The sequence below is a fragment of the Halobacterium bonnevillei genome (assembly GCF_009831555.1).
GTDB classification, from domain to species: Archaea; Halobacteriota; Halobacteria; order Halobacteriales; family Halobacteriaceae; genus Halobacterium; species Halobacterium bonnevillei.
Genome location: NZ_WUUU01000342.1, coordinates 1 through 1,240 on the forward strand (window position 1 = coordinate 1; position 1,240 = coordinate 1,240).

The 1,240-nt window shown below is 53.4% G+C and carries 2 protein-coding genes; both read left to right on the forward strand.

All coding sequences use genetic code 11. From position 1 onward, the window contains the following. Window positions 1-52: 52 nt before the first annotated feature. Window positions 53-874: an IS5 family transposase gene (locus GRX66_RS19160; RefSeq protein ID WP_159527860.1), complete on the forward strand. Its 822-nt coding sequence runs from the start codon at window positions 53-55 to the stop codon at window positions 872-874. A gap of 148 nt (window positions 875-1,022) precedes the next feature. Next, window positions 1,023-1,240, forward strand: a 218-nt coding sequence (locus GRX66_RS19165; protein WP_159527861.1) for a PAS domain-containing protein, incomplete at its 3' end; no start/stop codon positions are given.

Genomic DNA, 1,240 nt, shown 5'->3' on the forward strand with positions numbered 1-1,240 from the left:
GGCTCTGTTGAAATCCTCGGAGAGTTACAGGTTCACATAGTAGTCTAATCGTATGGAAGTCCTCCCGAAGTCGCGGTTGCTCCGGTTCGTTGAGCAGGCGTACCACTTGGCTCGGCGAGGTGTTGCCCGCTACTCCTCGAAGTTCTCGAAACGTCGCTACACACTCCACCAACACATCGTCTTGCTCTGCCTCAAAGTTCGGAAGAATACGACGTACCGGATGCTTCTTGACGAACTCATCGAGATGCCCCGGATTCGAAGAGCCATCGATCTTGAGGAACTCCCGTCGCCCTCAACGCTATGCAAAGCGTTCAACCGACTCGATATGGCAGTCTGGCGGGTTCTTCTTAATCTCTCAGTTACGCTTCTCCCAACCAACGGTATCGTCGGGATCGACGCTTCCGGGTTCGACCGCAGTCATGCCTCGAAGCACTACACGAAGCGAGCGAAGTTGACGATTCAGCAGTTAAAAGTCACGCTTCTCGTGGACACGAGGGTGAATGCTATCCTCGACGTACACGTGACGACAACACGAAAACACGACTCGAAGATTGCGCCGTCGCTCATCAAGCGGAATACTGGGGGAGTAGCGGTTCTCCTTGGCGACAAGGGATACGATGATCAGAAGATTCGCACGTTAGCCCGTGAGACTGGTGTTCGTCCGCTCATCAAGCACCGCGAGTTCTCGTCGCTTCACAGAGCGTGGAATGCTCGGTTGGATGCCGATCTCTACGGTCAGCGCAGTCAGAACGAGACGGTGAACTCCCGTCTTAAACGGAAGTACGGTGCGTTCGTCCGCTCACGGTACTGGTGGAAGCAGTTCCGTGAACTCGTTGTCGGCTGTCTCACTCATAACATCGACAAGGCACTTTGAACGTTAGATATAGAGGGTGTACCTCACAGGCGAGTGAGAAACTCACTGATCTCCGTCAGTAGCGGTGTGACCGATACAGAGATCTCTTCTATTGGAGAGAAAACCCGGGTTCAAAATACATACATGGGTACTGGACACAGTACGACTAATGGAAGAAGATACGACACCCCGAGAGAAGGATAAACACGGGGCTGACTGGTATCGGACGCTCGTTGAGGAGGTAAATGATCTCGCAACAGTCGTTGATTCCGACGGGACGATAACCTACGTCAGTCCGGCTGTCACACGGGTGCTCGGCTACGACCCCGACGACTTGATTGGTCATGAAGGATACGAGTTTGTCCATCCCGAGGACCGAGAACGAAA